21 protein-coding genes are annotated in these 23738 nt (G+C 54.5%); 14 read left to right on the forward strand and 7 right to left on the reverse strand.

The window, feature by feature from the left end; genetic code table 11:
• Nucleotides 1–49 precede the first annotated feature (49 nt).
• The 6 genes from SOJ49_RS02080 to SOJ49_RS02105 all read left to right on the forward strand — a co-directional run bounded on the left by SOJ49_RS02080 (nucleotide 50) and on the right by SOJ49_RS02105 (nucleotide 6369).
• The gene (locus tag SOJ49_RS02080; RefSeq protein ID WP_369856570.1) at nucleotides 50–1096 is read left to right on the forward strand and encodes a cupin domain-containing protein; all 1047 of its coding nucleotides are present in this window, start codon (nucleotides 50–52) and stop codon (nucleotides 1094–1096) included.
• Between the two features lie 100 nt (nucleotides 1097–1196).
• On the forward strand, nucleotides 1197–1895 hold the full coding sequence (locus SOJ49_RS02085) for a fumarylacetoacetate hydrolase family protein (RefSeq protein ID WP_369856571.1): 699 nt from the start codon (nucleotides 1197–1199) through the stop codon (nucleotides 1893–1895).
• A 115-nt stretch (nucleotides 1896–2010) separates the two neighbouring features.
• Nucleotides 2011–3006 carry a TRAP transporter substrate-binding protein gene (locus tag SOJ49_RS02090; RefSeq protein ID WP_369856572.1) on the forward strand — a complete coding sequence of 332 codons (996 nt, stop codon included), beginning with the start codon at nucleotides 2011–2013 and terminating at the stop codon, nucleotides 3004–3006.
• Between the two features lie 146 nt (nucleotides 3007–3152).
• Nucleotides 3153–3692 carry a TRAP transporter small permease gene (locus SOJ49_RS02095; RefSeq protein ID WP_369856573.1) on the forward strand — a complete coding sequence of 180 codons (540 nt, stop codon included), beginning with the start codon at nucleotides 3153–3155 and terminating at the stop codon, nucleotides 3690–3692.
• Nucleotides 3689–4960 (forward strand): TRAP transporter large permease, encoded by a 1272-nt coding sequence (locus SOJ49_RS02100; protein WP_369856574.1) that lies wholly within the window; start codon nucleotides 3689–3691, stop codon nucleotides 4958–4960. Before SOJ49_RS02095 ends, SOJ49_RS02100 begins: the two co-directional genes overlap by 4 nt.
• A gap of 398 nt (nucleotides 4961–5358) precedes the next feature.
• On the forward strand, nucleotides 5359–6369 hold the full coding sequence (locus SOJ49_RS02105; protein ID WP_369856575.1) for a TRAP transporter substrate-binding protein: 1011 nt from the start codon (nucleotides 5359–5361) through the stop codon (nucleotides 6367–6369).
• A 145-nt stretch (nucleotides 6370–6514) separates the two neighbouring features.
• Here the strand turns inward: SOJ49_RS02105 and SOJ49_RS02110 are convergent, their stop codons facing one another.
• Nucleotides 6515–7237, reverse strand: a complete 723-nt coding sequence (locus SOJ49_RS02110; RefSeq protein WP_369856576.1) for a GntR family transcriptional regulator — start codon at nucleotides 7235–7237, stop codon at nucleotides 6515–6517.
• 206 nt (nucleotides 7238–7443) lie between these two features.
• Between SOJ49_RS02110 and SOJ49_RS02115 the strand changes: the two genes are divergently transcribed.
• The 5 genes from SOJ49_RS02115 to SOJ49_RS02135 all read left to right on the forward strand — a co-directional run bounded on the left by SOJ49_RS02115 (nucleotide 7444) and on the right by SOJ49_RS02135 (nucleotide 12637).
• Nucleotides 7444–8475 carry a Rieske 2Fe-2S domain-containing protein gene (locus SOJ49_RS02115; RefSeq protein ID WP_369856577.1) on the forward strand — a complete coding sequence of 344 codons (1032 nt, stop codon included), beginning with the start codon at nucleotides 7444–7446 and terminating at the stop codon, nucleotides 8473–8475.
• A 1-nt stretch (nucleotide 8476) separates the two neighbouring features.
• Nucleotides 8477–9445, forward strand: coding sequence for a 2Fe-2S iron-sulfur cluster-binding protein (locus SOJ49_RS02120; RefSeq protein ID WP_369856578.1), 969 nt, complete (start codon nucleotides 8477–8479; stop codon nucleotides 9443–9445).
• 158 nt (nucleotides 9446–9603) lie between these two features.
• On the forward strand, nucleotides 9604–10647 hold the full coding sequence (locus SOJ49_RS02125; RefSeq protein ID WP_369856579.1) for a TRAP transporter substrate-binding protein: 1044 nt from the start codon (nucleotides 9604–9606) through the stop codon (nucleotides 10645–10647).
• A gap of 119 nt (nucleotides 10648–10766) precedes the next feature.
• Nucleotides 10767–11993 (forward strand): nucleoside recognition domain-containing protein, encoded by a 1227-nt coding sequence (locus SOJ49_RS02130; RefSeq protein ID WP_369856580.1) that lies wholly within the window; start codon nucleotides 10767–10769, stop codon nucleotides 11991–11993.
• 92 nt (nucleotides 11994–12085) lie between these two features.
• Entirely contained in the window at nucleotides 12086–12637 is a 552-nt protein-coding gene (locus SOJ49_RS02135; RefSeq protein ID WP_369856581.1) for a DUF2889 domain-containing protein, read from the forward strand.
• Between the two features lie 179 nt (nucleotides 12638–12816).
• On the opposite strand, the gene SOJ49_RS02140 is transcribed toward SOJ49_RS02135, so the two are convergent.
• Nucleotides 12817–14745, reverse strand: a complete 1929-nt coding sequence (locus SOJ49_RS02140) for an FAD-dependent monooxygenase (protein ID WP_369856582.1) — start codon at nucleotides 14743–14745, stop codon at nucleotides 12817–12819.
• Nucleotides 14746–14858: 113 nt separating this feature from the next.
• Here SOJ49_RS02140 and SOJ49_RS02145 point away from each other — a divergent pair, with 113 nt between their 5' ends.
• From SOJ49_RS02145 to SOJ49_RS02155, 3 genes are all read left to right on the forward strand, one after another.
• Entirely contained in the window at nucleotides 14859–15797 is a 939-nt protein-coding gene (locus tag SOJ49_RS02145; protein ID WP_369856583.1) for a LysR family transcriptional regulator, read from the forward strand.
• 186 nt (nucleotides 15798–15983) lie between these two features.
• Complete coding sequence (locus SOJ49_RS02150; protein WP_369856584.1) at nucleotides 15984–16451, forward strand: DUF2889 domain-containing protein; 468 nt, start codon at nucleotides 15984–15986, stop codon at nucleotides 16449–16451.
• Nucleotides 16452–16626: 175 nt separating this feature from the next.
• Nucleotides 16627–16773, forward strand: a complete 147-nt coding sequence (locus SOJ49_RS02155; protein WP_369856585.1) for a hypothetical protein — start codon at nucleotides 16627–16629, stop codon at nucleotides 16771–16773.
• A 134-nt stretch (nucleotides 16774–16907) separates the two neighbouring features.
• On the opposite strand, the gene SOJ49_RS02160 is transcribed toward SOJ49_RS02155, so the two are convergent.
• The 5 genes from SOJ49_RS02160 to SOJ49_RS02180 all read right to left on the reverse strand — a co-directional run bounded on the left by SOJ49_RS02160 (nucleotide 16908) and on the right by SOJ49_RS02180 (nucleotide 23718).
• Nucleotides 16908–18383: an aldehyde dehydrogenase family protein gene (locus tag SOJ49_RS02160; RefSeq protein WP_369856586.1), complete on the reverse strand. Its 1476-nt coding sequence runs from the start codon at nucleotides 18381–18383 to the stop codon at nucleotides 16908–16910.
• 44 nt (nucleotides 18384–18427) lie between these two features.
• Nucleotides 18428–19975 carry a GMC family oxidoreductase gene (locus SOJ49_RS02165; protein WP_369856587.1) on the reverse strand — a complete coding sequence of 516 codons (1548 nt, stop codon included), beginning with the start codon at nucleotides 19973–19975 and terminating at the stop codon, nucleotides 18428–18430.
• A 28-nt stretch (nucleotides 19976–20003) separates the two neighbouring features.
• Complete coding sequence (locus SOJ49_RS02170; protein ID WP_369856588.1) at nucleotides 20004–20552, reverse strand: gluconate 2-dehydrogenase subunit 3 family protein; 549 nt, start codon at nucleotides 20550–20552, stop codon at nucleotides 20004–20006.
• Between the two features lie 10 nt (nucleotides 20553–20562).
• Nucleotides 20563–21462: a transporter gene (locus SOJ49_RS02175; protein WP_369856589.1), complete on the reverse strand. Its 900-nt coding sequence runs from the start codon at nucleotides 21460–21462 to the stop codon at nucleotides 20563–20565.
• 288 nt (nucleotides 21463–21750) lie between these two features.
• Complete coding sequence (locus tag SOJ49_RS02180) at nucleotides 21751–23718, reverse strand: sigma-54-dependent Fis family transcriptional regulator (protein ID WP_369856590.1); 1968 nt, start codon at nucleotides 23716–23718, stop codon at nucleotides 21751–21753.
• Nucleotides 23719–23738 lie beyond the last annotated feature (20 nt).

Raw genomic sequence — 23738 nt, forward strand, 5'->3', positions numbered from 1 at the left:
GACATTGAGTGATGACAGGATTGTCACTCCAGACCATGAGGATTGAACCATGCACGAACTCGGCAAGCTTGAAGATCTGCCACAGGGCTATCGCGATGATCTGACTGCAACCAATCTGGTACCGTTGTGGCCATCGATGCGGGCGGTGTTACCACCTCGCATACCGACACGTCATACCCAGGTACTGAACTGGAGTTACGAGAGTGTCCGGCCGTTGCTGTTGCAAGCCGGTGAACTGACGCCGATGGAAAAAGCCGAGCGGCGTGTGCTGGTACTGGCCAATCCGGGCCATGGTCTGGAAAACATGCAGGCAACTCCAAGTATTTACTTGGGCTTGCAGCTGATCCTGCCTGGCGAGACGGCTCCGAATCATCGTCATACCCCGAATGCGGTGCGCGTTATCGTAGAAGGCGAAGGTGCCTTTACAACGGTCGATGGTGAGCCATGCCGGATGGAACGTGGTGACCTGATCCTGACCCCGGCTGGTAAATGGCATGAACACCATCATGAAGGTACTGGCCCGATTGTCTGGCTGGATGTGCTCGACCTGCCGCTGGTTTATCGCCTGGAAAGCTCCTGGGCAATGGAAGGTCAGCTGCAGCAAAAACGCTCTGAGCGCGACAAATCCTTTGCTGATTACAGTGCCGCCGGGGTGGTTCCCAATATGGGCTTCCAGCGCGGTGACAGTAACAGCCCGATGCTGCGTTACCCCTGGGCCAAGACTCGTACCTGCCTGCTCGAAATGGCCAGCGAATACCCTGAAGGTCTGCTCAGCATCAGCTATGTGAATCCTGAAAATGGCACGCCGTTGTTCCCCAGTATTGGTTTTGGCGCGTTGATGTTACGTCCGGGAGAAACCATTACCTTGCCAAAACGCACCACGCCGGTGGTCTTCCATGTGGTTGAAGGTGCTGGTCAGATGAGTGTTGTGGGGCACGCATCCGCCGGTGCGGAACCGCTGGACTTTATCAACAAGGACACGCTGTGCGCACCGGGTTACACCGACATTACCCTGACGAACCGGTCCGCGACTGAACCAGCGTTTCTGATCAGCGCCGACGAAAGCCCGTTACACCAGTATCTGGGTATTTTCTAACGGCGTTGCTAACGCCCGCTATACGCCATGTGCCGCATGAGTTACTCCGAAAGAGTCTGCTGCACCCGATTTAATGACGCACTTACAGCGAGAAGAAACCATGACAACTCATCTGATTTTTCCGGCCAAAGCGCCGGTCACTGCCGAAATTGTTGGCACCGATGCCCGTTTCCCGGTAAACCGTATTTTCTGCGTTGGGCGTAACTATCACGCCCACGCAGCGGAGATGGGTGTCACCGTCGACAAAAGCACCCAGGAACCGTTTTATTTTATCAAGGATGCCTCTACCCTGGTGCCGTCCGGCAGCACTGTGGCTTACCCGCCACAAACCGCCAACTACCACTACGAGATGGAATTTGTGGTTGCCATTGGCAAGGCCGGTTTTGAAGTGGCCGAAGACAACGCTGATGAACTGATCTACGGCTATGCCTGTGGTCTCGACATGACCCGTCGCGATCTGCAGCTGAAAGCCCGCGAAACCGGTCGTCCCTGGGATCTGGGTAAGGATTTTGAAGAGTCTGCGGTATTGGCTCCGATCTACCGCAAGGAAGATGTCGGTGTCATTACTGAGGGTAATCTTGAGCTGTCTGTGGGTGGCGAGCAGAAACAAAAAACCACGCTGGGACTGCTGATCTGGAATGTGCGCGAAGTTATCGCCCACCTCTCCAAATTCTATCACTTGCAGCCTGGTGACCTGATTTATACCGGTACTCCAGAAGGTGTTGGCCCTGTGGTTGCGGGTGATGTGATCACCGGCAAGATCGACAACGTGGGCGACATTTCCCTGACTATCGCCTGAGCAGAGTGCCAGCTGTCAGCTGATCGGCTGCTGGCGCAGTGTCCGGCGAATACGGGTGCCCTGAGTGGGTGCTCGTGACATATCGATACACAACAATAACGATAAGGCCAATATCATGACTCACGTACTCCGCCATGTTCGCAGAACATTCCGCCATACCCTCTCCAGCCTGGTGCTTGGAACTTTGGTGACGGCGACTAGCTTTTCAGCCCAGGCCGATACCTTGCGTATGGGCATGGTGACGCCACCCAGTCATATCTGGAACAAGGTGTCTGAACGCTTTAATAACAATCTGCAAGAAGCCACCGGTGGCAAGACCAAGATCAAGGTCTATCCACTGTCCAAACTGGGCGGTGAACAGCAAATGATCGATTTGCTGCAGTCCGGCGGCATGCAACTGGCGGTATTGACGGCCGGCGTGTTATCCAATCGAGAAGCCTCTATTTCTGGTTGGTTCCTGCCTGGCTTGTTCGACAGTGTCAGCGATGCGGCAGTCGCGACAGGCAAGCCACAAGCGCAAGCGATGCTGAAAAAACTCGAAGCGCACAAGCTGGTTGGTCTGGGTTACACCCTCGCCGGGATGCGCCATGTGTTGTCGACTCAGCCAATGGGATCGGTCGAAGATTTTGCCAACAAAAAGATCCGTTCGTTTCCGAACAGCGTGTTTAACGATTTCTGGACCGATATGGGAGCTGCCCCGACGGCTATGCCGTTGTCCGGTGTCTCACCAGCGCTGACCACCAACTTGCTGAATGCCGTGGATGTCGATCTTGATGTGGTGGTAGGCCTGAAAATGTATCAGCAGGCGCCTTACCTGACACTGACCAATCATATGGCGTTTCCCGGCGTGGTTGTCGCCTCCCAAAAGTGGTGGAACGGCCTGGGGGCACAACAACAGCAAGTCGTGATGGCCGCGTTCAAGGATGCTGAAAGCTGGGGCTTTCAACAGCAAGCTGAAGCCGAGATCAGTAATCTGGCACTGTTGAAAAAAGAAGGCGTTACGGTCGTCGACTTTGATACAGCAACACTGGTGCCGGTTATGGACAAGGTGTCTGACAAATACACCAGCACGAATGCTGATATCAAAGCGTTCTACACCGAAAACAAATAAGCCGCGCAGGTGCCTGCAGTGACCGCAGGCACCGCCTGGTTGGTTGGATCGGCACAGAGATGTTCGGCCCCGACCGAGGTTTGGTTATCAGTTTGACCAGCAGCAACGGAGTCATCTCGTGGCGCTGCTGGGTCTTCGAGGTTCTCATGCTCAAATTTCTGGAAACGCTGGACCACGCGATTGGTCGTGGTGAACGCTGGTTGATGGTGGCGCTGACAGCCGGCCTGACGCTGATTCTCTGCACGCAGGTTATCCTGCGTTACTTTTTTAACAGCCCGTTGTTTTGGGCAGAAGAAGTCGCGGTGCAGGTGCTGATTATTATTTCATTTGTTGGTGTCAGTTACCTGACCTACAGCGGCAAGCTGGTGCGGGTAGACTTTCTCCTGACCATGCTGAAACCGCAGAGCTCGCTGGTGTTGCTGCGTGTGCTGGATATCATCGGCCTGATCACATTGGGCATCATGTGTTATTTCGCCACCGAATGGATTCAGCGTCCAGAGATTCGTGGTGATGTCTCACCCACCACCCAGATACCGCGCTGGTACAACTACTCGATACTGATTTTTTCATTTTATTGCATGACCTGGCATCAGGCGGTGAAAGTGCTGATCCCCGAAAATATCGATATGCATCAATTACTGGTCGAAGATGAGAGCACCGGCGATGGCCCAGAGGTGCGTTCATGACCACACTGATTGCCTTTTTTGTGGCCCTGCTGACCGGATTGCCTATTTTTCTGACCCTGGTGCTGGGGACGCTGGTTTTTCTCTATGAAATGGATCTCACCATGCTGGTCAGCTCCTTGCCGATCCAGCTGTATGGCTCATTGAGCCAGAATGGATTACTGGCCATCCCGCTGTTTATGCTGGTGGGGGAGTTGATGAACAAGGGCGGCCTGACTTCACGGCTGATGAACGCTGCCGACGTTTTTGTCGGACGCTTCAAGGGCGGCCTGGCCTATGTGAATTTGCTTACCAACGCCATGGCAGCATCGATTCTTGGTTCGGCAACGGCGCAGATCTCGGTGATGAGCCGATTGATGATTCCGACCATGGTCGAGAAAGGCTACAACAAGGAATTCTCTGCCGCTGTTACCATGGCCGGTGGTTTGCTGGGGCCGATCATTCCGCCATCCATGTTGATGATTATTTACGGCGTTGTCGCCTACCAGCCGATTTCGGATCTGTTTATTGCCGGTATTCTCCCCGGCATACTGATTATTGCCGGATTTGCCCTGGTCATCTTCCTGACCGGGGTGTTCAAGGAATTACCCAAGGGCGAGCCGATGGCGCACAAGAACGTCAAGCGTGACCTGATTGACGGTTTGCTGCCTGGCACCATCCCGATTGTGGTGATTCTGTGTATTGTGATGGGGGTCATGACTCCGACAGAAGCTGGGGCGATTGCCTCAGTGATGGCGTTCCTGATCGGCTTGCTGGTGTACAAAACTATCTCGCTGCGGGATCTGGGTGAGATTTTTGCCTCGGTTGCCATTAACACCGCCACCATTACCGGACTGATTGCTGCCGCCTCCGTGTTTGGCTGGGCGCTGTCGTTTGAAGGTGTGCCGGACATGATGGTGGAGTGGATAACCAGTGTAACGGAATCCCCCGTTGCCTTCCTGATGCTGGTATACGCCATGGTCATCGTCCTGGGTATGTTCCTGGAGAGCATCGCGGTGATGATTGTGATTGTGCCGATAATCCTGCCCGCAGCCGTTGGCTTTGGTATCGACCCGATTCACTTCGGCGTGATTATCAGCCTTGCCACCTTGGTGGGGCTGGTGACGCCTCCGGTTGGGCCGGGACTCTACATTGCCATGACCACCGCCAACCTGCCAATGATGTCGCTGTTCCGTGCCATGTTGCCATTTTTGTTGGCGATGGGAATCAGCATGGTCATTATTGCGCTGGTGCCGGAATTGTCGCTGTGGTTACCTGGCCTGATGCGTTAGCCAGGCGCTGGGCAGGGGATCTGGCTGAAAAATGGATCAATAGAAGCCAGTACCGGAAAAAAAAAGTTATTTTTGAACAGTCACTGGAACCAACGGATGGAGAGGGGTTCTTAGTATAAGTAGTTTCATTGTCCTTCAGCTCTCCTCTGTTAGCTCTAGTCTTGGCGGCCCTTGTGGCCGCTTTTTTTTTGTTTTTTTTGCTGTGTTACCGTTCGTGGATCTGCTGGCGGGGCATATTGGTGATAGATCACTGAATGACTGCTGATATTTCGGATTGTATTGATCATACTTAAAAACGTATAAATAAAAGGATGCAGGATTGTTTAGGGCTACCCTAATAACCAATAAATAATCTGAGAGTTCATGGAGAACGCGCTCTCTACCTATCAGGACATGTTATGACGATGAAGATTGCTTCGATACACGCAATATGTGGCCAGATTACCCGCTGTTTGCTCCCGGTAACCGCAATGGTTGGCTTGACTTTGGCCACTTCTGGTGCTCAGGCGAAGTCCTATAGTATCGGAATGGTGACACCGCCAGGCCATATCTGGAGCCAGGTTTCAGACCGGATGAGTAATAATCTCAAGCTGGCCTCTCATGATCAGATACGTTTGCGCTCATCCAGAATGGCCAAAATGCAGGGTGAGGCGGAAACGATCAAAAAATTACAGTCCGGTAAATTACACCTGGCGATTCTGACGGCGGGCAGTCTGTCGTCTCTTGAACCCGCTTTCAGCGGCTGGTATTTGCCTTATCTGTTTAAAGATGTCCAAGCCGTCGCCAAGGCGACTGCCGGTACCGATGCCCAACAAATGTTGCAGCGGCTGGAGTCGAGTCAGCTGGTCGGTATGGGGTATGCCCTGGCAGGAATGCGTCAGGTGGTGTCAACCCGTCCTGTTGCCAATGTCAGCGATTTTAATGGCATGAAAATCCGTTCGTTTCCTGATCAGGTGTTCAAAGATTGGTGGCAAACACTGAATGCTGTACCGATGCAGTTGGCACTGCTTGATACGCAACCCGCTTTGCTTAATAAACAGCTGGATGCGGTCGATGTTGACCTGGATATGCTGGTGGGCCTGAAGATCTATCGTGATGCACCCTACCTGACGGTGACCAACCATATGGCGTTTCCGGGTGTTGTCGTGGCGTCCAAGGTATGGTGGGACGGCTTGACCGTCGATCGTCAGCAAATGGTGATGACCGCTTTCAAGGAAGCCGAAGCCTGGGGGTTCCAACGCCAGGAAGAAGCCGAGATCAATAACTTGGCGCTGCTCAAGCGTGAAGGAGTGAAAGTAGCCAATCTGGGGGCGGAGCAGATGTCGGCGGCGATCAGTACCGTAATCAAGCGTTATACCGCTGCCAATCCGGTGATCAAGCATTTTTATGAGCAATATCACCCACGCTAGCATTTCATTTATCGTTGGCAGTATCAGTCTGGGGGCAAAGGGCCAACGGCCCGCTTTCCGGCTGACTGTGTTCTCAGTAACCGGGCAAAAAGACCTGGTTACTGTGCGGTGCGACGGCTGGCTGACAGCCAGCTTTGGCTTATGGTTATGATCGCGTCGTACCACTTGGGCTTTTGCGTCGAACCCAAACGTTGGCGTTGTTCTGTTGTTGGTCATCAACATAGTTGAGTGTGGCATTGGCGTGTTCTCGCATCAGCCCTTCAACTCTGGCACTTTGTCCCTGGGACAGGGCATCAACGATGGCATGATGTTGCAGGTGCGCGTAGTAGAAACGTTTGAATTCTCGCTCCGGCTGACTGGCATCCACCGCCAGTGCCTTGACCGAGGCAAAGGGCATGTGATCGTTGCGCGCCAGCGCGGCGGCGACCGCCGGGTTATGACTTGCCTTGATGATGGTGTCATGAAACAGGCAGTTCATGTCGTGATAGCGATCGAAGTCGTTATCGCTCAGTAAGCCGTGCAAAAACAGTTGATCCCCTTCTTGCAGGCAACGCCGCAGGGTGTCAATTGCGCCTGGATCCAATCCCCGCTCAACCGCCTGGCGAGCCGCCAGTCCTTCCAGTACGCCCCGGACTTCAATCGCGCCGGTAATTTCTTCTGATGAGGTTTCCCGGACGGTGTAGCCGCGGCCGCTTTTGATCAGAAAACCTTCCTGTTCCAGCGCCCGGAATGCCATTCGTACCGGCATTCTGGACACACCAAGCGCCTCTGCCGTAGGAATTTCTGCCAGTCGTTGACCGGCGGTCAGCTGGCCGTCGGCAATCTGTTTGCGCAAGGTAACCAGTACTTGCTGCCCCGTTGTTGCCATGGATCTCTCGTCGTTGTGTACCTGGCAGAGATCTTAACACGGGGCTGGGGTGATCAAGGATGCCTGTGAGTTACCCGGTTTTTCCCATCAATTCTTTGTTATTTTTTTATTTATGGATCCATAAAGGACAAATATATCTATTTTTTGTTGATTTATTGTTCATTTTTGATTTAATTGGATCCAATAAGAACAAAGAGAGGTCTCCCATGTTTATTAAAAATGCCTGGTACGTTGCGTGTACTCCCGATGAAATCGAAGCCAAACCCCTGGGGCGCAAGATCTGTGGCGAAAATATCGTGTTTTTCCGTGATGAGAACGGTACTGCCGCCGCAGTTGAGGATTTTTGCCCTCATCGTGGTGCGCCGCTGTCGTTAGGTTATGTCGAAAACGGCAAGCTGGTGTGTGGTTACCACGGTTTGGCCATGGGATCCGACGGCAAGGTAGACAGTATGCCGGGTCAGCGGGTACGCGCTTTCCCTTGCGTCAAGGCGTATGCGGTGATTGAGCGCTATGGTTTTGTCTGGGTATGGCCGGGAGATCAGGCGGCCGTGGATCCAGCAAAACTGCACCCATGCGAGTGGGCCGAAAGTGATGAGTGGGCCTATGGTGGTGGTCTGTTCCATATCCAGTGCGATTATCGGCTGATGGTCGACAACCTGATGGATCTGACCCATGAAACTTACGTCCATGCGTCGTCTATTGGCCAGAAAGAAATCGACGAAGCTGCGCCAGAAACTACGGTGGAAGGTGAACAGGTGCTGACGTCCCGGTTTATGGAAAACATTCAGGCTCCGCCTTTCTGGGCTTCTAATATGGAAGCTAATGGTCTGGATCCCAACGAAGTGGTGGATCGCTGGCAGGTGTGCCGGTTCACTCCGCCGAGTCACGTGATGATTGACGTCGGCGTGGCGTTGGCAGGCAAGGGCAGTATCAATGCCGAGAAGAAAGACCGCGCCTCGTGCATCGTGGTGGATTTTATCACCCCGGAAACCGAAACTTCCCATTGGTACTTTTGGGGTATGGCCCGTAATTTCTGCCCGGACGATCAGGCGTTAACCGATCGTATTCGCGAAGGTCAGGGCAAGATTTTCAGTGAAGATCTGGAAATGCTGGAACTGCAGCAAAAGAACCTGCTGGCCTATCCGAATCGCGATGTGCTCAAACTCAATATTGATGCCGGTGGGGTGCAATCACGCCGTGTGATTGAACGTTTGCTGACCGCCGAAACGGAGCGTTGAAATGATTGCGCCAACGGATCTGATTGAGGTTCGGGTTGCCAGCATTTGCCGGGAGTCGAGCCAGGTAAACAGCTATCAACTGGTGAGTGCTGACGCTGTGCCATTACCGGCTTATGAAGCCGGTGCTCACATCGACGTCCATTTGCCTGGTGGTCTGATTCGCCAGTATTCGCTCTGCAATGCGACGGCAGAGCCGAACCACTACCGTATTGGCGTGCTGCGTGATGCCGGATCTCGGGGTGGCTCGGAGGCGCTGCACCGGGACGTCAAGGTCGGCAGCCGACTGCAGATCAGTATGCCACGCAACCTGTTTGCTCTGGAAAAAAAGGCCACTCACAGTCTGTTACTGGCCGGCGGCATCGGGATTACGCCGATGCTGGCGATGGCCTATCAGCTGTACCAGCAAGGGCGCTCGTTTGAATTGCATTATTGCGTCCGCAGTCTGGAGCAGGCGGCGTTTATTGGTGAGTTGCAGCAACAGCCGTGGGCACAACAGGTACATTTGCACATCAGTCAGGATGGCGGTCGGCTGCAATCGGCCAGCCTGCTGGCTCAAGCAACAGAGACAACACATTTGTATGTCTGTGGCCCAGCCGGATTTATGGACAGCCTTTGGGCGGATGCGCTGGGGCAGGGCTGGCCAACGTCACGCATGCACCGTGAATATTTTGATGCCCCTGAGGTGATCGCCTCGGATGATGACCAGCCATTTGAAATTCAGCTGCAGTCCACCGGGGCGATCTATTCGGTCGCAGCGGATCAGACCGTCGCTCAGGTACTGGAACAACAGGGCATTGATGTCGCGCTGTCGTGTGAAAAAGGCATTTGTGGTTCCTGTCTGACGCCCGTTCTGGACGGTATTCCTGACCATCGGGATTTGTACCAGACCGAGGAAGAACAGGCTGCCAACAGCCATTTCACCCCCTGTTGCTCGCGTTCAAAAAGTGCCCGGCTGGTGTTACAGCTGTAATCACGGGGCGTTCTGCGCCCTGATTGCTAATCTGAATCTGAATCTGAATCTGAATGGCAGGGAGGGCACGATTATTTTTACACCGTGACAACCCGTTTAGCGCACGTCTTCAAATCGATACACAGATAACTATAAAAAAGATAACTATGGTACTCAGTATGAAAATCAAACAGTTGGTCTCCGTTCTGGGCATGGGCATTGCCGCCCTTGTATCCTTTTCAACCGCCACCGCTGCAGAGCCGGAAGTGACTCTGAAGCTGCATCATATGCTCCCCATGAGCTCGACTGCCCACCGCCGTTTTCTGGTTCCGTGGGCCGACAAGGTAATGGCTGAATCCAACGGCCGTATCCAGATCGATATCTATCCCTCCATGCAGCTAGGCGGCAAGCCCGCATCGCTGTACGACCAGGCTCGCAAAGGCGTTGCTGATATTATCTGGACGGTCGGTGGTTATACGCCGGGACGTTTCCCCAAAGCCGGGGTGTTTGAATTGCCGTTTATGCCGGCATCGGCAAAAATCACCAGCATGGCGTTGCAAGAATATGCCGAGCAGGAAATGCAGGATTCATTCGCCGATGTACAGCTACTGGCATTGCATACCCACGCACCGGGTTCGATTCACAGTCGCACGACACCGGTTTCGCGACTGGAAGATCTGGCCGGTTTGAAAATTCGTGCTTCCAACAAGCAAATGGCAGATGCCTTGACCCTTGCCGGGGCTTCACCGCTGTTTATGCCGGTGCCTTCTGTGCCATCGGCCTTTTCCAAGGGCGTACTGGATGCTGCGCTGTTGCCTTATGAAGTGGTTGCGCCGTTAAAAATTCACCAGATGGTGGATTACCATACCGAAATTCATGGCGACCGGGGTCTGTATACCCAGTTCTTTATCTTCGCGATGAACAAGGATGCCTATGCCAAACTGCCCGCCGATTTGCAAAAGGTGATTGATAACAACTCGGGTATCAGCACCGCTGGCTGGATAGGTGCTGCCTGGGATGAATCGGAACAAGCCGGACGCAAGGCAGCCGTAGAAGAAGGCAACCAGATTCTGGTGCTCAGTGACAGTGAAACGGCGCGCTGGAAAACCACCATGCAACCGGTGACGGATGGCTGGATCAAGGAAATGGACGATGCCGGTAATGATGGCCAGCGGCTGTACCAAAAAGCTGTCGATCTGATTAATAAATACGAACAGGATTAAGACTGGCTGCTATAAACGCTTAAAGCAAAGTCTAAAGCGGCTATCGCCTTGATTCTGGACATTCACAACTGACGGCGTATAACTCGGAAGCTGGACAGGGTGTACGCCGGGAGTTGTGTTTGAATCTTGTTTGGGCATTATTTTTTCTGGTCGGATGTGCCACCGCGCTGGTGCGCTGGCTGGGCGGCGATACCGAGATCTTTCAGCAACTGGTGAATGCCAGTTTCGATATGGCCAAACTCTCGGTCGATATTGCCATTGGTCTGGTGGGATTGCTGGCGTTGTGGTCGGGGCTGTTTGCCATTGCTGAAAAAACCGGCGTTATCAGCTGGCTCGGTCAAGGGTTGGCACCGCTGTTCCGACGACTGATGCCAGAGGTTCCTGCCGGGCATGAGGCGCAAGGTGCCATCACCATGAATCTGGCGGCCAATATGCTGGGTCTGGATAACGCTGCCACCCCGCTGGGGATCAAGGCGATGCAGGCCTTGCAGACACTCAATCCGCTCAAAGATACCGCCAGTAATGCCCAGATCCTGTTTCTGGTGCTGAATACCTCCTCGGTTACCTTGTTACCCGTCACTATTTTTATGTACCGCACCCAGCTGGGCGCGGCCAATCCGGCCGACGTGTTTGTGCCAATCTTGCTGGCGACCACCGCCTCAACCCTGTCTGGTTTATTGGCCGTGATGTGGCTGCAAAAAATCCGCCTGGATGCGGTGGTACTGGGGTATCTGGGCGGACTGGTGGCCGTTGTCGCGACGCTGGTGTTCTGGCTCGGTTCTGTACCCGTGGATCGCCTTGCCGATATCTCACAGCAACTGGCTAACGGCATCATCCTATTGTTGATGGTCGGTCTGGTGGCGGCCGGACTGTGGCGTCAACAACCGGTTTACGAACAATTTGTAGCGGGTGCCAAAAGCGGTTTTGAAACCGCCGTGCAGTTGATTCCCTATCTGGTGGCCATGCTGGTGGCGATTGGTATTTTTCGCGCCAGTGGCGCACTCGACCTGTTACTGGATGGCGTACGCTGGCTGCTGACGGCACTGGGTGTCAGCACCCTGTTTGTCGACGCCTTGCCTGTCGCACTGATGAAGCCCTTCAGTGGCAGCGGTGCCCGCGCCATGATGCTGGATGTGATGAATACCCATGGCGTTGACTCGGTCGCAGGGCATATTGCTGCGGTGATGCAAGGCAGTACAGAAACTACCTTTTATGTCTTGGCGGTCTACTTTGGCGTGGTAGGGATTACCCGGATTCGCTACGCACTCTGGGCCGGGCTGTTGTGTGATGGCGTTGGGATGATCACCGCCGTGCTGGTAGGCGGATGGTTTTTTGCTGGTGGTTGAAACACGGCTGCAACAGTGAGTCCGCTTTGCCAGCGGCAGCGAGGCAGTTACCATGGTCAGTTCGATGCACCGATAAACTGTTGAGTATGCCCATGACTGAAGAAGCCAGCCCCGTTACCCGTACGCCATTACATCGCCGCCAGATTGACGTTCAGGGTTACCTGCGCAGCGACGGTTTGTGGGAAGTAGAAGGCACCTTGCTGGACACCAAGGGCTATGAAGCTAACCTGCCGGACAGAGGTTGCCTGATTATTGGTGATGCGCTGCACGATATGACCTTGACTCTGGTGGTGGATGATCGGCTGGTGATTCGTGAGGTTCGTGCGGCTATGCGTGCGACTCCCTATCAGGATTGTCATGGAGCAGCCCCCCGTTATGATTTGCTGGTCGGGATGAAAATCCGCTCCGGCTGGATCAACGACGTCAAGGAAACCCTGGGCCGTCAGCACGCCTGCACCCATCTCACTGAACTGCTGCCAGTACTGGCGACCGCCGCATTCCAGACCCTGCAAGGCTACCGGCTGGAATTCCAGACGGGATTCGCTGATAGCCCGGCGAACCGTAAACGAATGGACAATACCTGTTATGGCTATCGTGACGGTGGGCGGGCTGACACCCTGGTGTGGAACACCGCTACGGATTAACCGGGCATCGGGTTTGGTGCGCACCGCGCACCATTCATTCAGCGAGCGGCCTTACCCACGATCGAGAATATCTGCATCCAATTCTGGTCGCTGGCTGTGGGACACTAAAGGATAGCGGGATAGCACAAACCCCCGGTGAATAATCACTCACGGGGGTTTAGAGAACAGCGGGCGGTTACTTACTTCAACACGCCTTTAAAAAAGGCTGTCAGACTGGAGTAATCATTCAGCGGCAGCACATCGGCAACGTACTGATCCGGCCGTACGATAACGATACAGCCCTGCTCCTTGTTGATGCCGCGCATGTCATAGATATTCTTGCCACCACCTGAGGATTCCGGACGGTTGTCGACGCAGAATACTTTTTCATAGTCGCGCAGGCCGAATTTGCCCTTGAGGGGCATCAGAATGTCTGGCAGCGCCGACACATTGACATCACGATGGTGCTGCTGGAATACAGCTCGCACATCGATCACGTCATCCAGAGGAGCGTTTTGTGGTGTGTGAGCTCTGATCGGAGATGCCGGGTCGTGTTGCAGAAATTCACACAGGGCTTTCACGCCACACTCGGCTGACAGGGGTTGCTGTTCGCCAGCAAAGGCAAAAACATACCATTTCCCCCGGGCTGTGATGCAATGGCCCAATTGCATTGGCCGTGCATCAGCCTGGCGTACCACAGGAGCTGAGTGGAAACGCATGCCCAGGGTTTGTCCCGTTGCCAGTTGCTGGTGTTCACCCGTGCCTACCAGTTTGGACGGGTTATAACGAATCGCTGTACCGGCGGTGAAACGCGCAAATTGTTCGAAGTATTTTTGGAAGTCCGCCGGGTCAATACCATCGGGGTTGGTAGGGGATTTTGGCTTGGTACTGAACATTTTCGACAGCTCACGATCGAAATCGATCAGCTGTTTGGCGATAACCTGACGCTCGGCAGAGTAGCTTTTTAACAGCTCGGCATCGGCCTTGCCATTCAGAACGTGGGCCATTTTCCAGCCCAGGTTCCAAGTATCCATCACCGACGTATTCAGACCCTGTCCTGCTTTCGGGCTGTGGGTGTGACAGGCATCTCCGGCGAGGAAAACATGGGCCGGACGACCTTCGGCTGAATCGTCAAAGGCGGTGGTCAAGCGCTGTCCGATTTCATACACGCTCCACCAGACAACTTCTTTCACATCTAGGGTGAACGGCTGCATGATGCGTTTGGCGGCAGCGATCAGATAGTCTTTGGTTATCTTGTCGCGGGCAATACGCTCGTTCTCTGCCAGTTTATCCAGCTCGATATAGAGGCGAACCATGTAACCCCCTTCACGAGGGATAATCAGCATATTGCCTTCGTTACTGGAGTGAATGACACTCTTCACCCGAATATCCGGGTAGTCGGTCACCATCAGTATGTCCATTACCCCCCACGCCTGGTTGAGGGCGTCGCCGACCAGTTCATGGCCGATCTCCTTGCGCACAGTGGAACGAGCGCCATCACAACCAACAACATATTTTGCCTTGACGACTTCCGTTGTCTGAATGTTAACGGAGTAGTTGAGTGCGCGTTCGAAGGTCAGGGTAACCGGGTATTCAGTGGCATTTTCATCCACTTCTATATTTAACAGCTTACGAGAGTAATAAGGTTCGACTTTGCCGGGGCTACGCAGCATGACGTCGAGAAACTGATCGTGCACCCGTGCCTGGTTAATAATGACGTGTGGCATCTCGGACAGATCATCTTCAACGTCCTGAATTTTGCTACTGAGAGCAATTTCATCTGGTTTGTTGGCATCCGGTTTCCAGAAAGCCACTTCGTGCACCTGGTAGGCTTCCTGCAGAATTTGTTCGGCAAAACCATACGCCTGGAACATTTCGATAGTGCGACAGGCAATACCATCGGCCTGGCCAACCAATAAGCGGTCGTCTTTCAGATCGACGATAGCAGTCTTGATATTCCCGAACTGTGATAGTTGCGCCGCCAGATTCAGCCCGGCAGGGCCACAGCCGACAATCATGACATCGACACACTCTGGTAACGGACGCTTGATTGGCGGTGGCACAACCGCATCCTGAGGGTCGGAAAAACGAGGGTCGCCTGGGTTATAACCGTTAAGATGAAATTGCATCGTAGTGTTCCTGTCGCTGTTGTTGTTTTTCTGTATTGTTCTGGATCACTTTACTTGGCTTTATATATCAGCAAAAATTGGTTTTTAATTTAAGATGTAAAGAATTTGCATATATGAATCCTAACTTGTTGAAACAACTGGCAATGGTCGTCAAACAAGGGTCGATCAGTGCTGCCGCCGAACAGCTGTTTATTACCCAACCGACTCTGACTCGCGCTTTGCAGCAGCTGGAAATGCGTGTGGGTGCGCCGGTATTAAAGCGTACCCGCTATGGTGTGACACCAACAGAAATTGGCGTCCGACTGGCCCTGGTGGGTGAACGAATTTTGGCGGAAACCGAGCAGGGCGATGAAGTGATCCGGCAGTGGCACTCGGGCTACGATAACCAGTTCACCATCGGCATCGACCCGTTATGGGAATACGCTACCGTGGCCGAGATGACGTCCGGGTTTTTGAAGCAGAGTCGTTATGTCTTTCATTGCCGGGTGGGTTCTGCTGCTACTCAGATCGAATGGATGCAAAACGGTGAGCTGGACTTTCTCCTGGCTCCGGCTCATCTGTCGGTGGTGCATGCATCCGGGCGCAAGGGATCACTGGAGCGGGAAGTGGTATTCCGCGATCGCTCCGGCGTTTTTGTGGGTAAACAATCGACCTTACTGGGTCGGCAACAGCCGGTAACCCCGCAAGAACTGCAACAGCACCGCTGGTTGATTGCTGGTGCCAGCGCCGGTTTTTTGTCTGGTGTGGAAGACCCGGCCGCCCAGCAAGCCGTTCGTATCGCTTTTACCGGCGGTATCCGCTCAGTCATTCACCTGCTGGATACCTCCGATATGGTGGTACGGCTGCCCGCCCGGCTGGCACTGATGACCGCTGAAATTGATCCGCAACAAATGATTCAGGTCGAAGGTAAGATCAGCGCCCGCCGCGATATTGCATTGTGGTGGCGAGCGGAAGACAGTGAACGGCCAGACAGTCAGAAAGTACGTGAGTTTATTCGGGCTTGGGTAATGGGGTTGGATAAAACCGTGGGAGAGTTCGAGCTGGGGTTGTGATAGTACTTTTTGGCTGTGCAAGATCGTTAACAACGGAACGGGCGGACGGGTTGGCGTGGACGGGATAGTGTAGAGAGTTCGGCTACTACGCTGGAGTCAGCCATAACTGAAGAAGCCAGCCCCGTTACCCGTACGCCATTACATCGCCGCCAGATTGACGTTCAGGGTTACCTGCGCAGCGACGGTTTGTGGGAAGTAGAAGGCACCTTGCTGGACACCAAGGGCTATGAAGCTAACCTGCCGGACAGAGGTTGCCTGATTATTGGTGATGCGCTGCACGATATGACCTTGACTCTGGTGGTGGATGATCGGCTGGTGATTCGTGAGATTCGTGCGGCTATGCGTGCGACTCCCTATCAGGATTGTCATGGAGCAGCCCCCCGTTATGATTTGTTGGTCGGGATGAAAATCCGCTCCGGCTGGATCAACGACGTCAAGGAAACCCTGGGCCGTCAGCACGCCTGCACCCATCTCACTGAACTGCTGCCAGTACTGGCGACCGCCGCATTCCAGACCCTGCAAGGCTACCGGCTGGAATTCCAGACGGGATTCGCTGATAGCCCGGCGAACCGTAAACGAATGGCCAATACCTGTTATGGCTATCGTGACGGTGGGCGGGCTGACACCCTGGTGTGGAACACCGCTACGGATTAACCGGGCACCAAACCCACGAAGCAAGTTGAGAGGTTAATTTGAGTCAAATCAGCGAGTTTCTATACCTGGCCCCGACAATACGATATTCGAGAAGTGTCATCTTCCTTTAGGGAACATCTATTTAATCCTGCACGGCTCTGCGCGAGTGTTGCTGGTGATCAGGGCAAGGCGGCGAATGCCGCGAAATGACGAGTTCTTTTCAAGTTCGCCAACACCGCACTGGACGGCGGCAACCCGCGCCCTCCGGGGGCTGCCGGATGATTCCGACTCGGTGTCGCCGGTTGTTGACGTGACCCGTCAGGCCTGCAAACCGGCTTCGTGATTCAAAACCATCCGCAAGCCCAGAGCGGGCACCGGATTAAATAGATGCCCCCTTTACTCTTCTCTCCAGCGCTGAATCATAAGAAGGCCTGAAGGCCCTAAATCTAATCAATACATCAGGAAGCTAAATGGCATTCAGAACGGGTACTGAATGCCGTTCGCCATGCTGCTGATCCATTTGCGTTCGGTGAATTCATCGAGATTGGCGGGGCCGCCAAAACGGCCGCTGTTGCCGGAGCTTTTCATACCGCCAAACGGCACCTGATACTCGTTATTGACGGTCTGGTCGTTGATATGAACCATTCCGGCGTGAATGGCCTGAGCCATGGCGTTGGCGCGTACCGGGTTACTGCTGTGAATGGCAGCCGAGAGGCCGTAGTCGGTGTTGTTGGCCAGGGCAATGGCGTCGGCGTCACTATCAAAACCAATCACCGGAGCCACCGGGCCGAAGATTTCTTCCTTGTAAATGGGCATGTCCGGGGTGACGTTACGGATCACGGTGGCGCTGATAAAACGGCCATTACGTGTGCCGCCACAGACGATTTCTGCCCCCATCGCAACCGATTCTTCTATCAGACGCATAACGCGGTCGGCCTGACGGTCGTTGATCAGTGGCCCCAGGTGGGCCTGTTCGGTAAAGGGGTTGCCAGTCACCAGATTGCGTGCGCGTTGTGCCAGGGTTTCAACATAGGCATCCAGTACATGGTTGCTGACGATATGGCGGCCCGATTGCATGCAGATTTGCCCCTGATGCAGGAATGAACCCCAGGCACCGCAGGAGGCGGCGCTGACGAGGTCGGCGTCGTCACAGACGATGTAGGCGTTGTTGCCTCCCAGTTCCAGTGACGATTTTTTCAGCGTGCGACCGCAGTGTTCGCCAATAGTTCTGCCAACGGCGGTGGAGCCGGTGAAGGCGATCATGTTAACGGACGGGTGTTCGACCAGTTGCTGGCCTCTATCGCCACCGCCCAGTACCAGCTCGCAGACGCCATCGGGAAGACCGGCCGTTTGCAACAATTCTGCAATCAGCACACCGCCGCAGACCGAGCTGTGCAGGTCGGGTTTCAGCACCACGCTGTTGCCTAACGCCAGTGCGGGCAGCACCGAGCGTAACGACAGCAGCAGCGGAAAGTTCCACGGCGAGATCACGCCAACCACACCCACTGGCACACGAATCCAGCGGTTGTCACGGCCGGGTATGCTGGATGGGAAAATCTCGCCACTGGGTTGCAGGGTGAGGTCGGCACTCATATAGGCCTGATCGATACAGGCTTTCAGTTCCCATTGTGACTTGGGCAAAATCGAGCCGCATTCGCGGGCGTTCCAGGCATGAATCAGGTCGGCGTTGTGTTCCAGCTGTTGGGCGAAGCGGCGTATAACGGCGGCGCGGGTTGCAAAACTGGTGGCTGCCCAGCTTGCCTGGGCATTGTGGGCGCGGGTAATGGCGGCATTGGTATCGTCTTGGCTCGACAGTTTGATGCTGCCAAGGCTGGCACCGGTTGCCACTTCTGTGAGGGGATAGTGTGCGCCGTTAAAGGCGGTTTGTTGGTTGGTTGTTGCACCGATATAAAACTGGCAGTCGGCATTTTGAATGGCATTCAGTTGGCTCATAACAGGCTCCGGGAGCATTTCCTTGCTCGTTCAGTTGGTGGAAATTATGAAAAATGACGCTTGATGATGTTGTCGGCGATCAGCGACGACAGCGCGTACACGGTTTCCGACGGGTTATAACCAATGGAGGTCGGCAGCAGGCTGGCGTCAGACACATAGAGGTTTTTGATGTCGTGAGTTTCACCGCTGGGGCTGACCACCGAGGTTTTGGGGTCGGCTCCCATACGACAGGTGCCTTGCGGATGGAATGAGGTGTAACGGTAGCGCGAGGCTTCGTTATTCAGGCCGTCGATGACGCGGTCGATCTGGCCCTCGTTTTCAATCAGAGTGCGGTTGGAGGTGGGCAGGTACAGGTAGCTGGCTCCGGCGGCAAAAAGGATGCGGGCGTTTTGTTTCAGCCCCTGCTTCATATGCTCAAAGTCACTATCATCGACACGGTAGATAATCTGTTTGGCACCGTTTACCAGTTTTACTTCGCCGACGTTTTTATCGTGAATCAGCGTAATCAACCGCATGCTGTTGGGGTACTTTTCCATATAGGAAACATAGGGCTTGCCCGTACCTGGTTCGGCCTGAAAACTGGCTTCTACCGGCTCCTGTACGGCGTTGAGCTGCAGGAATCCGCCTTCTTCCGGCAGGATATTGGTATCGACATAAACCGAGTGAGTGGCACCGTGGAAGTCATCAATCGGCTTGTCGAACATGGCAGTTACTGACATGGTCGGGTGGCAAGCGAAGTTCTTGCCTACCTGGCCACTGCTGTTGGCCAGCCCCGACTGCTGCAGAATAATGGGGGTCTGAATGGGCCCGGCCGCCAGCACGACCAGCGTTGCTGAAATATTGACGGTGGTTTTGACCTTGCCGGTTTTGGGGTCAACGACTTCGGCCAGAACACCCGTTACCTTACCGTTATCCGCGACAATCCGTGAGGCGCGGGTGTCGGCGTAGATCTCGGCTCCGTGATTGCAGGCCCAGGGCAAATAGGTGACCAGCATGGATTGTTTGCGATCGGTCTTGCAGCCGGAGAAACAGAAGCCGGTCATGGCGCAGTCACGGATATTGCGTTTGGCAATACCGGCGGGAATATTCAGTTTTTGCATGCCTTTTTTGATCAGCTCGGCACCGGAGCTGGTTTCGTAGGCGGCGTTGGGGGTGATGTGCAGATTGGCTTCGACCTTGTCAAAGTAACCCTTCATACGCTCTGGTGTCAGGTCGGTGAGGCCAAACTGTTCACGCCAGATTTTCAGATAATAATCCGGGGTACGGAAACACAAGGCTGCGTTGACGACGGTTGAACCCCCAACGCAGCGGCCCTGCAGGATCGAGATGTCCTGATCGGTGTTGGTCTGGCCGCCTTCATCGGCGTACAGGGTGCCCATAGCCACCGCCAGCATTTCCTTGAACTGGCTGGACGGCACGTAAGGGCCAGCTTCCAGCACCAGCACTTTTTTGCCTTTTTTGGCCAGCTCATAGGCGTTGATGGCACCACCGGCACCAGAGCCAATAATCAATACATCGGCTTTCAGATTCAATTCACCGCTGGCAATATCGGCGGCGGTGTGAATATTCAGGGTATTCGCCTGGTTTGTCATAGTGTTCACCTTTCCATTAAGCGCGATATTAACCACGGGGTTCCGGGGTATTCCCCAATGATTTCAGACCGGCTCGATCACTGATCGGGCCGTCATACCCCAGCGGTGCCCAGCTGTTGGGGATGGCCCAATAGGCCAGCACGGTGAGTTTTTTCAGGCCCATGGCCAGTGCCCGTTGTGGTTCGGTGTTGCCATCGGTCCAGGCATCGACAAAGCGGGTGGCGTCGGTGTCGCTCAGTGCTACAAATGGTTTGCCATATTCGGCTTTGGCGCTGTCATTGAAGTAGCCAATACCACCGCGCAAACCGGCACGAATATCGGCCGCCATACCTGCCAGCAAGGCGCTTTCCAGCACATCCAGCACCGGCAAGGTCGCCGGATCAACCAGTGTGCTGCCTTTGGTGGGTAATGAGATATTCAGCATTTTCTGCAACAGCTGGCGCTCCAGAGCGCTCATTTTGTTATCAGCGGTTAAAATTCCTGCCACGCTGCTGGTGGCCGACAAACTCGCGGCGGCCACGGCAATACTGCTGGCCGCTTGCAGAAAACGGCGACGATTCAGAGAAAGGTTATTCATAAGCGGTTCCTCAGAAAATTTTCAGCAAACGCAGATTCAAGCGGCTGTCTTCCTGAAAGCCTGACTCGGTATGTTGATCCTGGCTGTACTGCAGCAGAATCTGTTTATCCGGCGCAAAGAAATGTGCTACACCCAGCTGCCAGCGCGTGTTGTTGAGGGCGTCGTCCTGTTTGGTATCGGCGACGGTGGTTTCACCTCCGAAATCCTGAAACCACGACAGAGCCAGACGGGTCTGGTCTGACAGGTGATAGCTAAAATGAGTCTGGTAGCCGTATTGGGCGGCCTGTTTGCGGGTAAAACCGAGGAAGTCGTCGTTGTTGCCGAACAGTGTGTATTCCGCAATGACATCCAGGCTCATTGTGTCGGTCAGTGGTGTGACATAGGCCGCCTGAGTGATCAGCTTGTAACGGTTTTCACCGACATTCACCGGGCCCTGATCCGCGTCGTAATCGCCCAGTGGCAACGACAGCAGGGCGGTTAAGCCCACAGACTTGTGTGTGTTCGGATTGTTCATCACCCACAGGGTGCCGCCGACAATCGGGTCGCCGACACCACTGGCCGACATTGCAGGCAAGCCATTCAGTGGTTTGCCCAGATCGACCTTGCCGAAGGGCAAAATCACCTGTGGATCGGCAATCATGCCGCCAATTTCCATAAAATGAACCCAGCGCAACAGACCGATATTGGAGGTTAACTCAGCCTCGACCGGTGCTTTTTTGCCATCGGCATACACCGACGTACGGCTGGCATGCTGGAGATACAACAACCCCAGATCCACTCCGGCTGGAGCCGGGCTGTAATCTCCAGGGTCGGTAGCCACCTGGGCGGCAGAAACTGTGTTGGAAACGCTGGTGGCTAAAACACACAATGCAGAGGTGGCCACGGCGGCACGCAGCATAGATTTGGTCATGAATGTACCCTTGTTGTTATATTTTTTATCACTGGTCAAAATTATTGAGCAAGTGTCGGGCCAGAAAATAAATACTATTAAAAACAATGGGTTATTTGATGCTAGTGGTAGGAGTGTTGCAGGTTGCAACAGTGGCGTTGGAGTTGTCTGGCAGGCAGTGTTGCAGAATGCTGCAGTGACTCACTGGCGTATCCGGTTTGCCAGGGTGTGCACCCGGCACCGATCATTTGATGCCGGTTTTGTAGGAGAGGATTTATCCCCGATATCCGTCAATGCGTTTTACCCGTGTCACACCTTCCCCAGTTTGCGATAAATCGTTGAGCGCGCTACGCCCAGGTGGTTGGCGGCTTTGCTGACGTTGCCGTCATACATCCGTAAGGTCTCTTCGATCAGGCGAATATTTTCGCCGTTAAGACTGTGCTCCGGTTGCGAGAGACTGTGTGCCAAGTGTTGCGTTGGGCTGCCGAGCGGTTGGTATTCGGTGGCGTATTGATTGGTCAGTTCCGTTGGTTGAGCGTGTGCGTAACCGGTAGTCAGTTCTTCGGGCAAGTCGGCGAGAGTGAGCGGTGCTGCGGATTCGGCCAGTGCGTCGGCATAAATCAGCGCGTGTTTGAGCTGGCGTACGTTGCCAGGCCAGGGGAATTGCACAATGAAACGCTGCAGCTCTGGCGTCAGGCTACGGCCAGCGGGATGAACGATCAATCGACTGTCTTGCTGATTGGGCTGGCGGAGGTCGGCGAGCAACGTGTTTGCCAATGCCAGCACGTTTTGTCGTTCGCGCAGCGGTAGCAAGGTGAGCTTGAAGCCATTGATGCGGTAGTAGAGGTCGAGACGGAAGGTGCCGCTTTCAATCTGTTGTGGCAAGTTTTGGTGGGTGGCGCAAATCAGCTGGAAGTTGAGCGCTTGTGCTGGGCCGCCACCAAGCGGGGCAACTTCGCGGGTTTCCAGTGCACGCAGCAAGCGGGTTTGCAGAGCGGCTGGCATATCGCCTATTTCATCCAGAAACAGAGTGCCGCCATTGGCTTCGCGCAGTTTGCCGAGTTGGCCGCGCTTGTTGGCACCGGTAAAGGCACCGGGTTGATAACCAAACAGTTCGCTTTCGATCAGATTTTCCGGGATAGCGGCACAATTCAGCGATACCAGTGGGCCGTCGGCGGCAGCGCTGTTGTTGTGCAGGTAAGTGGCGGCCACTTCCTTGCCGGTGCCGGACTCTCCTTGCAGCAGAATCGGCAGGCGTGTGATGACCCGGCAGGCTTTGGTGAGATTCTCGTTGATGCGGGTGTCTCCAAAAAGGGTGCTTGCCGTCTGTTTGTCTGCCTGGACTGATCCGGGTGGGTGCCGGATGCGCGCGCTGTTGATGGTGGTGCTGTGGATAGTGGCTGGAATCTGTGCAAACAGGGTGATGCCGTTGTGTAGTCGCAGCGGCAGGTTGCCTTGCTGCAGGCGGCTCAAATCTGCTGAGGCGTTATCGAACAGATGTTCGAAATGCAGCCTGCGGTCGTCTTGCAACTGCAATCCCAGCATCTGACAGGCCAGCCGGTTAGCGCCGGTTATATAACCGGCGGGGTTAACCGCCAGTACCATGGCGTCGCCGCCTGACCCTGCGTTGGGTGTGGAACTCAGGACGATAGGCAGGCTGTCGGGAAGCTGCCGGATCATGTCGGTCTGGATCTGGCGGGCGCATTGCTGCAACAGCAGAAAGACACCTTCGTTTCTGTCCGGGTTGGCACTGGTGATATCCAGCGCACCACAGACCTTGCCCCGTGGGTCAAATATCGGTGTGGCAGCGCAGTGAAACTGGCGGTGATATTCGTTGTAGTGTTCAAAGCCGTAGACGCGGGTGAAACGCTGGTCAGTCAGGGCACACGACATGGCGGAGGTGCCGATAGCGGCTTCGCTCAGCAGGGTGCCGACTTTAAAGGCACTGTCGATACGGACGTCCTGTAGCTGGCTGGAACGCACCGAGCGTATGGCAATGTTCTGGCTGTCGGTGAGTAATATCGACCATCCGGCCCGTGAGATGGCTTGTTGCAGCCATTGCACGTGGGGTTCGGCGGCTTGCAGCAGTGGTGTATTGCGGTCGAGTACCCGGTCGAGGGCGCGGCCATCAAGGAGGTTGTAGTCGGCTTTACCCATCATATCCAGCCCCATGGAGGCACAGCGTTGCCAGGATTGGAAAATATGGCGGTCGAGGGCGTTGTCGGCGACGGATCGGCCTTCCTGAAAGTGTCGGCGCAGGTCGATAAGGTTACTCATTTCTGCTGAAGCCTTTGTTG

The sequence above is a fragment of the Candidatus Thalassolituus haligoni genome (genome assembly GCF_041222825.1).
GTDB lineage: Bacteria > Pseudomonadota > Gammaproteobacteria > Pseudomonadales > Oceanobacteraceae > Oceanobacter > Oceanobacter antarcticus.